Below are 8,338 nucleotides of genomic sequence, written 5' to 3' on the forward strand. Positions count from 1 at the left end.
ACAATGGCTTACAGGCATGTCTGCAACGATCGGTTCAAGTCAGCAGGCGCCGGACCAGTCCGACGGGAACGGCAGCAGCGGCCATTCGACCTGGTTGTCGTTGGCGGCACACCGCAACGTTCGCACCGCGCCAGGACGGGGCAGGTTATCCTGCGACCCTGTGGCCATCGCGGCGCTCACGGCCGCAAGCATCAAATTGTACTCGGCTTCACTCATGATCGGCTCCCTGTCGAGCCGGACTGTTTCACAAACACTTTGGGGACCAATTTCGCGAAAGGCTAAAATTCGAACGATCCCGGTAGGTCGAATTGGCGCCGGTCGGTTCATCGGCAGCGGCGCCGAGTGCACGGCCGCGGGGCGGTCAGTGTGAGACAGGGCACAGAATCCGTCGTTGGTAACAGCTAACCTTTGCCCTTCTGCTCAATTCCAATGAGGACGGACAATGGAGACGAGCCCGAGATTCCGACGAGCTTTGACGTTCGCGGCGGTCGCGTTGGCAATCGGATCGATCGCCATGGTAACTCAAGCCGAGGCACAATACAGCGCGACGCCAGAACAGCGCCGCGCCTGCACACCGGATGTCTACCGGCTCTGCGCTGGCGAAATTCCCAATCGTGCCAGAATCACCGCCTGCCTGAAACGACAGCGGGAATCGCTGAGCGAAGCCTGCCGTGCCGTTTTCATGCACTAGGTATCGCGTTTCGGCCGCGTTTGGGACGACAAAAGCCGCCCAGAGGTTTTCCTCCAGGCGGCCATTTGAAAGTGTGTACTTGTTGGTCTGGCTTTACTGGCAGGGATGCATCAGGCCGTCATTGCCACGGAACATGGTGCCGGGGACACAAACGAACCCGTTACGCGCCGCATAGCTGCGCATGTCCCAGCCGCCATCATAGGCACCATCCATCGCTGCGAACGGCGCGGTCGCAATCGCTCCTGCCGTGCCGATCGCGCCGCCGACGATGTCGCCAGCAACCCGGCCCGGCCAGTAGGCGTTGCTGTCGCGCCAGCCGTCCCGACGCCACTCGCGCTGATCCTGGTACGAGCTCTGATCGTAGCCGGTCGAATTCTGGGTCTGCAACGCGCGTTGCGCCGACGCCGGAGCCGAAACAGCGGTGACGGCAACCACGGCGGCGGCGGCGATCATCATTTTACGAAACATCGGTTCATTCTCCTTCGCTGGACGATATGCGCGCGGATAACGATGCGTGAACGTTCCTGTTCCCGCTTCGCATCGAAGCTCTATCGCCGCAGCGAAGGCGAATGATCGAAGCTCGCTAGTTCAAGCCGTCCTGCACGGACGTGAACTTGGTCACGAGATTGGTGCCGATGCCCTTGACCACGGTGATGATCACCACCGCGATGCCTGCTGCAATCAGCCCGTACTCGATCGCGGTTGCACCGCTCTCGTCTCTAATGAATTGACGCAAGATCGATTTCAAACCTGCCTCCTGTGGTTTGCCAAATGCGCCGCACCGTCCTGTGCGGCGGCGGCGAAAGACCGCGACGGCAGGTTCCATCCTGGAACTTAAAAGTTCGCGAACGAGATGTTTCAAACAACGAAGAAGGGAGGGATTTGTACGATTGGAGTAGCAACTGATCGAATGGGTAGTAGGATTGCTAATCGTTCTCAGATCGCTTGGCCGCTAATTGTTGACCGGGAAGCGTCGAGCCGGCGGTGCGCCGCGGCCTTCTGACTACATTACTCACCACGCTATCGGTCTGCATCCGCTCGAAATGGACGTCGCCGATCGCGGTCTGATCTTCGGTTGGCTCGATGAGCGCAGGGGGGGGTGAAGCAGTCTCGGGGGACGCCAGAGAGCGACACGGGAAAATGATCTGACGCCGACTGGTCGGGCCATCGCGCTCGACAAATAGGCCGGCGCGGGTTCGAAACCGCTTTGACTGCAAAATTTGTGGAATGGCTCCCCGGGCCGGATTCGAACCAGCGACCAACCGGTTAACAGCCGGTTGCTCTACCACTGAGCTTCCAGGGAACAGGCGAAGCATCCTTCGCACGGCGGAGCGTATAACAAAGCCTTCCGGCGTTGCAAAGCGGAAATGTCCGCGTCGCAATGCTGGATCGACGACCGCTGTGAACGGCGCCTTGTGCACGGCATACGGCGGCAATCTGCCGGGAATCGGGCCATGTTGCGTTTTCATTCGCATTGCATCATGGATGTCGCAGGCTTCATTTCAGGGGATGCATGATGACCGACTTCGCGCGCGCCCGGCAGAACATGGTCGACGGCCAGATCCGGCCTGCCAGCGTGACCGATTGGCGAATCATCGACGCGATGCGCGTGCTGCCGCGGGAACAGTTCCTGCCTGAAGCCAGGCGCGAACTCGCCTACCTGGACATCGATATCGACGTCGATCCGAAGGGCGCGGGGCGCCATTTCCTGCTGAGCCCGATCGGCACAGCGCGCATGCTGCAATCAGCCGAGGTCGGCGAACGCGACCACGCTTTGGTGGTCGGTTGCGCCACCGGCTATTTCGCCGCGTTGACCGCCAAGCTGGCCGACCGTGTGACGGCGACGATCGATGACGAGGCACTGGCTCAGGCCGCGCGCGCCAATCTGGCGCGACTCGGCATCGACAATGTGACCTTCCTGGTCACCGAATTGGGCGAGGGCGCTCCGGCAACCGCGCCCTATGATGTGATCCTGCTCAACGGCGCGACCGAGCGCGAGCCGACCAAGCTTTATGACCAACTCAAGATGGGCGGCAGGCTCGTCGGCGTGTTCGCCGAGGGCAAGCCGCAGCGGGCGACGATCGTGACCCGCTCGCCACACGATTTCGGCGCGCGTGTGCTGTTCGACGCCTCTGTGCCGGTGCTTCCTGGGCTGCAGCGCGAGCCGGAGTTTGTGTTTTAAGGCCTGTAATTCTTGTTGAAAAACAGGAGTGTGTCCTGGATGCCCCAGCCGGCAAGTTTCGTTAAGCATTGCCGCCCAGGGGTTCCTTCCGCGGTTGCGCTGGCCTAAGGTGAGTGGAGACTTGCCAGCGATATGGTTCGGCGATTCCGAACTATCATCGGGCGCGAAATAAGATTGGGTAGCCTGGGATGCATGGGGTGAAGCGGTTTTCCGGCCTTGCGGCTGCCGGGGTTGTTTTGGCGTGTCTGGGGCCGGCGCCGGTGCTGGCCGAGACGATGGACGGAGCTCTGATCCGTGCCTACCAGACGAACCCGCAGCTCAACGCACAGCGCGCCTCGGTGCGCTCCACCGACGAATCGGTGCCTCAGGCGCTTTCGGGCTATCGTCCGACCGTCGCGGTGACCGCCAGCGGCGGATATCAGTACACCGACGTCGGCGGCGTGCAGCTCGGCAATCAATACCATCTGAGCGGCTCCCAGGTTCCGCGCTCGGTCGGCATCACCGCCAGCCAGACGCTCTTCAACGGCAATCGCACCGCCAATCGCACTCGCGCGGCCGAGAGCCAGGTGTCGTCGGCTCGCGAAGGTCTGCGCGTGCTCGAGCAGTCTGTTTTGTTGTCCGCGGCTACAATCTACATGGACTATCTGCGCGACTCGGCCACGCTCGAGGTGCAGAAGTCCAACGTCCGCGTGCTGGAGCAGACGCTGAAGCAGACCACGGACCGCTTCAACGTCGGCGAGGTCACCCGCACGGACGTGGCGCAGTCGCAGGCTCAACTCGCTGCCGGCCGGACGCAGCAGCTCACGGCCGAATCGACTCTCACCACCACGCGCTCGAACTTCCGCCGCATTATCGGTACCGAGCCGACGGCGCTGGCGCCGGGTTCGCCGGTGGACCGGTTCCTGCCGGCGTCGCTGGCGCAGGCCGTCGATCTCGGCCTGACCGAAAATCCGAACGTCACCGCCGCGATGTTCGGCATCGACGTCAGCTTCCTAAACGTCAAGATCAACGAAGGCGCGCTGTTCCCGACGCTCACCGTCCAGGCGAGCGCGCAGCAGGCGTGGGAATCGTCGATCACGACCAATAAGCAGTTTGTCGGCGGTGCCACCGCCAATCTGTCGATCCCGATCTACCAGGGGGGCGCCGAGTACGCGCTGATCCGTCAGTCGAAGGAGACGCTGGCTCAGCAGCGTCTCAACCTCGAACAGGTTCGCGATCAGACCCGCGCCAGCATCGTCCAGGCCTGGGGCCAATTGCAGGCGGCGAAGTCGCAGGTCGCTTCGGCGCAGGCGCAGGTCAATGCTTCGGAGATCGCACTCAACGGCGTCCGCGAAGAAGCGAGGGCCGGTCAGCGCACCACGCTCGACGTGTTGAACGCTCAGCAGGCGCTGGTGAATGCGCGCGTCGCGCTGGTCACCGCGCAGCACGACCGCGTCGTCGCCTCCTACTCGGTGCTGAGCGCCGTCGGCCGGCTGGCGCCGCAGGTGCTCGGACTGAAGACGCAGGTCTACGATCCGAGCGTGCACTATCACCAGGTTCGCGACAGCTGGGCCGGCGTTCGCACGCCTGACGGTCGCTGATCGACTTTGCGGCGCCGCGTATAGCGGCGCTGCTGTTCGACCGGGCTCAGATCTTGCACCGGTCTGTCTGATCATCATCATCATGATTGGAATAGGGGACGCGGCCGCTCTTGGCGGCCGCGATTGTTTCGGTATGCGCTCAATGAGCTAACACGCGCAGGCCCTTAGCTTGCCAACGCTTCAATGACTGCCATACCGTTTGCGGGTTGCTCGTGGCGATTCGTCCGCGCACGGAGCGACAGGGGGAAGGCTGTTCTTCGCGGGATCCATTGCCCTGCGGGTAGAGCCATCTGGGGACAAGTTGGCGAACTATGACGAAACGTCGGGTCGGGCGTTCCGGAACAGGCCAATCCCGCGACGCTTTGGTGTAGAACGCGAACGAGGCGTGATGATGTGGAGTCGGAGATGACGCAGCCTGCGAAGGCGCAAGAACCTTCCATGGAGGAGATTCTGGCGTCGATCCGTCGCATCATCGCGGATGACGAAGCCAAGCCTGCCGCTGCAGCCAAGGATATCCCGGCTGCGGTCGCAGCCAAGCCAGAGCCGCCCAAGCCGGCTCCTCCGAGCAAGCCCGTGGCAATGACTCCTCCGCCTGCTGCGCCGACCCCGGCGCCCGCCGCCGCCAAACCTGCTGCCCCGCCGCCGAAGCCTGCGCCGGCTCCGCCTCCGAAGCCCGCGGCGGCAGCGCCGGCGGCTTCCGATGCCGGCAACAGCCAGGACGACATCGATGCGCTGCTGGCCGGCCTCGACTCATCCACGACGGAGGAGGAAATCCGGCCAGCACCGAAGCCAGCACCCGCGCCGACGCCCGCGCCCGCAGCAGTAGCCGCGGCTGCGCCGGAGCCCGAACCCGATGTGGACGTTCTCGAATTGACCGACGAGATGGCGCTCCCTGAGCAACCGGCGGCACCGACTCCGCTGCCGCATCCGCCGTTCCACAAAACGCCGCTCATGAACGATCTGGAATTCGCCGAAGCAGCGCCGTCGCGGTCTCGCGCGCCCGAGCCCGCAGCGCCGCCGACTTGGTCGACCGAGCCGCTGCAGGCTCCGATGTTGTCCCAATCCACTGCCGCTGCGGTCGAGTCCGCCTTCAACTCGCTGGCGACCACCGTGCTCAGCAACAATGCGCGCACGCTGGAAGACCTCGTCAAAGAGATGCTGCGACCGATGCTGAAATCCTGGCTCGACGACAATCTGCCGACTTTGGTCGAGCGCATCGTCCGTCAGGAAATCGAGCGGGTGTCGCGCGGCCGCTGAGCAGCGGACCGCTGGCGCCCGGCGCCTTCCGCCCGCCCGAATTGCTGGATTTGCTATTGTTGACTTGCAGCGCGCTGGCGGGTTTCTAGCGCCAGACAGCGCGCGCGCCTCCGCCATGGAAGCGCGCCTTTTCTGATTGCAGAGCCATGATCGAAAAAACCTACCAGCCTGCCGAGATCGAGGGCCGCATCGTGCGCGCCTGGGAAGAGACCGGAGCCTTCAAGGCCGGCCGCCCTGAGCGCCAGGGCGCGGAGCCATATTCGATCGTGATCCCGCCGCCGAACGTCACCGGCTCGCTGCATATGGGCCACGCGCTCAACAACACTCTGCAGGACATCCTGTGCCGGTTCGAGCGCATGCGTGGCCGCGACGTGCTGTGGCAGCCCGGCACGGATCACGCCGGCATCGCCACCCAGATGGTGGTCGAGCGCCAGCTGATGGAGCGCCAGGAGCCCGGCCGGCGCGACATGGGCCGCGCCAAATTCCTTGAGCGCGTCTGGCAGTGGAAGGCCGAGAGCGGCGGCGTCATCGTCAATCAGCTCAAGCGCCTCGGCGCGTCGTGCGACTGGTCGCGCGAGCGATTCACCATGGACGAAGGGCTGTCGCGCGCCGTCGCCAAGGTGTTCGTCGAACTGCACCGCCAGGGCCTGATCTACAAGGACAAGCGGCTGGTCAACTGGGACCCGAAGCTGCTGACCGCGATCTCGGATCTCGAAGTGCAGCAGATCGAGGTCAAGGGTAACCTCTGGCACCTGCGCTATCCGATCGAAGGCAAGAGCTTCGATCCAGCCGATCCGTCGAGCTTCATCGTCGTCGCCACCACGCGTCCGGAGACCATGCTGGGCGACACCGCGGTCGCGGTGAACCCGGAAGACGAGCGCTACACGCATCTCGTCGGCGAGCACGTCATCCTGCCGCTGGTCGGCCGGCGAATTCCGATCGTCGCCGACGACTACTCGGATCCCGAGAAGGGCTCGGGCGCGGTGAAGATCACGCCGGCGCACGACTTCAACGACTTCGAGGTCGGCAAGCGGCATCATCTGCCGCAGATCAACGTGCTCGACATCGAGGGCAAGATCTCGATCCTCGACAACAGCGCTTATCTCGAAGGCCTGCCGGAAGGCGCGCGTGAATTCGCCGGCGAGCTCGAGGGTGTCGACCGCTTCGCCGCACGCAAGATGATCGTGCAGCGGCTCGACGATTTCGGCTTCCTGGAGAAGATCGAGCCCAACGTCCACATGGTGCCGCACGGCGACCGCTCGGGCGTGGTGATCGAGCCGTTTCTCACCGACCAGTGGTACGTGGACGCCGCGACACTGGCGCAGCCGGCGATCGCCGCGGTGCGCTCCGGCGCCACCACCTTCGTGCCGAAGAACTGGGAGAAAACGTATTTCGAGTGGATGGAGAACATCCAGCCTTGGTGCATCTCGCGCCAGCTGTGGTGGGGCCATCAGATTCCGGCCTGGTACGGCCCGGACGGAAAGGTGTTCGTCGCCGAGACCGAGGAAGAGGCGATCGGCAATGCGCTCGGCTACTATGTCGAGCAGGAAGTAATCACGCCCGAGCAGGCCCACGACATGGCGGAAGATCCCGCCAAGCGCGAGGGCTTCATCACCCGCGACGAAGACGTGCTCGACACCTGGTTCTCTTCGGCGCTGTGGCCATTCTCGACGCTCGGCTGGCCCGACAAGGACGCCGCGCTGGATCGCTACTACCCGACCAACGTGCTGGTCACCGGCTTCGACATCATCTTCTTCTGGGTCGCCCGGATGATGATGATGGGCCTGCACTTCATGAAGGACGTGCCGTTCCCGACCGTCTACATCCACGCCCTCGTCCGCGACGAGAAGGGCGCCAAGATGTCGAAGTCGAAGGGCAACGTCATCGACCCGCTCAATCTGATCGATCAGTACGGCGCCGACGCGCTGCGCTTCACGCTGGCCGCGATGGCTGCGCAGGGACGCGATATCAAGCTCGCGACCTCGCGCGTCGAGGGCTATCGCAACTTCGCCACCAAGCTGTGGAACGCCTGCCGCTTCGCCGAGATGAACAATTGCGCGGTGCCCGCCGGCTTCGACTACAAGGCCGCCAAGCAGACGCTGAACCGCTGGATCGCGCACGAGACCGTGCGTGCGACGCGCGAAGTCACCGAGGCGATCGAGAGCTATCGCTTCAACGACGCCGCCGAAGCTGCCTATCGCTTTGTCTGGAACGTGTATTGCGACTGGTATCTCGAACTCGCCAAGCCGGTGCTGACGGGCGAGGAGGGCGCTGCCAAGGCCGAGACCCGCGCCATGGTGGCGTGGGCGCGCGATGAGATCCTCAAGCTGCTGCACCCGTTCATGCCGTTCATCACCGAAGAGCTTTGGACGGTGACGGCCAAGCGCGATGGGCTGCTGGTGCTGGCGCCGTGGTCGCGCAAGGCGCAGGTGACGGAGCAGCAATTGTCGCTTGCCGCGGCGACGGCCGCGACCGACCCGATGGGACCTCCGGCGCTCTACGCCGTGCCGGAAGTCGAACCGGACTTCACCGACGAAGCCGCTGAGGCCGAGATCGGTTGGGTGGTCGATCTCGTTACCTNCATCCGTTCGGTGCGCGCCGAGATGAACATTGTGCCGGCGACGCTGA

General features: G+C 63.9%; 8 protein-coding genes and 1 tRNA gene. 5 read left to right on the plus strand and 4 right to left on the minus strand.

All coding sequences use genetic code 11. The features are described 5' to 3' along the window. Nucleotides 1-39: 39 nt before the first annotated feature. Nucleotides 40-216, minus strand: a complete 177-nt coding sequence (locus tag I5M_RS32990; RefSeq protein ID WP_022719677.1) for a hypothetical protein — start codon at nucleotides 214-216, stop codon at nucleotides 40-42. 226 nt (nucleotides 217-442) lie between these two features. Between I5M_RS32990 and I5M_RS31110 the strand changes: the two genes are divergently transcribed. After that, on the plus strand, nucleotides 443-691 hold the full coding sequence (locus tag I5M_RS31110; RefSeq protein WP_148287799.1) for a hypothetical protein: 249 nt from the start codon (nucleotides 443-445) through the stop codon (nucleotides 689-691). A 93-nt stretch (nucleotides 692-784) separates the two neighbouring features. Here the strand turns inward: I5M_RS31110 and I5M_RS00895 are convergent, their stop codons facing one another. From I5M_RS00895 to I5M_RS00905, 3 genes are all read right to left on the minus strand, one after another. After that, complete coding sequence (locus I5M_RS00895) at nucleotides 785-1,159, minus strand: hypothetical protein (protein WP_022719678.1); 375 nt, start codon at nucleotides 1,157-1,159, stop codon at nucleotides 785-787. A 115-nt stretch (nucleotides 1,160-1,274) separates the two neighbouring features. Continuing rightward, complete coding sequence (locus I5M_RS31115; protein ID WP_022719679.1) at nucleotides 1,275-1,439, minus strand: Flp family type IVb pilin; 165 nt, start codon at nucleotides 1,437-1,439, stop codon at nucleotides 1,275-1,277. Nucleotides 1,440-1,919: 480 nt separating this feature from the next. Continuing rightward, nucleotides 1,920-1,994: transfer RNA gene (locus I5M_RS00905), tRNA-Asn, on the minus strand. Nucleotides 1,995-2,207: 213 nt separating this feature from the next. Here I5M_RS00905 and I5M_RS00910 point away from each other — a divergent pair. The 4 genes from I5M_RS00910 to I5M_RS00925 form a co-directional block, all read left to right on the plus strand. Further along, nucleotides 2,208-2,873 (plus strand): protein-L-isoaspartate O-methyltransferase, encoded by a 666-nt coding sequence (locus I5M_RS00910; RefSeq protein ID WP_031334893.1) that lies wholly within the window; start codon nucleotides 2,208-2,210, stop codon nucleotides 2,871-2,873. Between the two features lie 188 nt (nucleotides 2,874-3,061). Then, nucleotides 3,062-4,453 (plus strand): TolC family outer membrane protein, encoded by a 1,392-nt coding sequence (locus I5M_RS00915; protein WP_031334896.1) that lies wholly within the window; start codon nucleotides 3,062-3,064, stop codon nucleotides 4,451-4,453. A 405-nt stretch (nucleotides 4,454-4,858) separates the two neighbouring features. Then, nucleotides 4,859-5,710, plus strand: coding sequence for a PopZ family protein (locus I5M_RS00920; RefSeq protein ID WP_031334897.1), 852 nt, complete (start codon nucleotides 4,859-4,861; stop codon nucleotides 5,708-5,710). Nucleotides 5,711-5,856: 146 nt separating this feature from the next. Continuing rightward, on the plus strand, nucleotides 5,857-8,338 hold a 2,482-nt coding region (locus I5M_RS00925), incomplete at its 3' end, for a valine--tRNA ligase (RefSeq protein WP_022719683.1).

Source organism: Rhodopseudomonas sp. B29 (assembly GCF_000333455.1).
Taxonomy (GTDB): domain Bacteria; phylum Pseudomonadota; class Alphaproteobacteria; order Rhizobiales; family Xanthobacteraceae; genus Rhodopseudomonas.

What these genes read in the sequence shown, in the direction of transcription:
- I5M_RS00920 (WP_031334897.1), top strand. Translation starts at nt 4,859, where the DNA reads ATGACGCAGCCTGCGAAGGCGCAAGAACCTTCCATGGAGGAGATTCTG.
- I5M_RS00895 (WP_022719678.1), bottom strand. Translation starts at nt 1,159, where the DNA reads ATGTTTCGTAAAATGATGATCGCCGCCGCCGCCGTGGTTGCCGTCACC.
- I5M_RS00910 (WP_031334893.1), top strand. Translation starts at nt 2,208, where the DNA reads ATGACCGACTTCGCGCGCGCCCGGCAGAACATGGTCGACGGCCAGATC.
- I5M_RS00915 (WP_031334896.1), top strand. Translation starts at nt 3,062, where the DNA reads ATGCATGGGGTGAAGCGGTTTTCCGGCCTTGCGGCTGCCGGGGTTGTT.
- I5M_RS31110 (WP_148287799.1), top strand. Translation starts at nt 443, where the DNA reads ATGGAGACGAGCCCGAGATTCCGACGAGCTTTGACGTTCGCGGCGGTC.
- I5M_RS32990 (WP_022719677.1), bottom strand. Translation starts at nt 216, where the DNA reads ATGAGTGAAGCCGAGTACAATTTGATGCTTGCGGCCGTGAGCGCCGCG.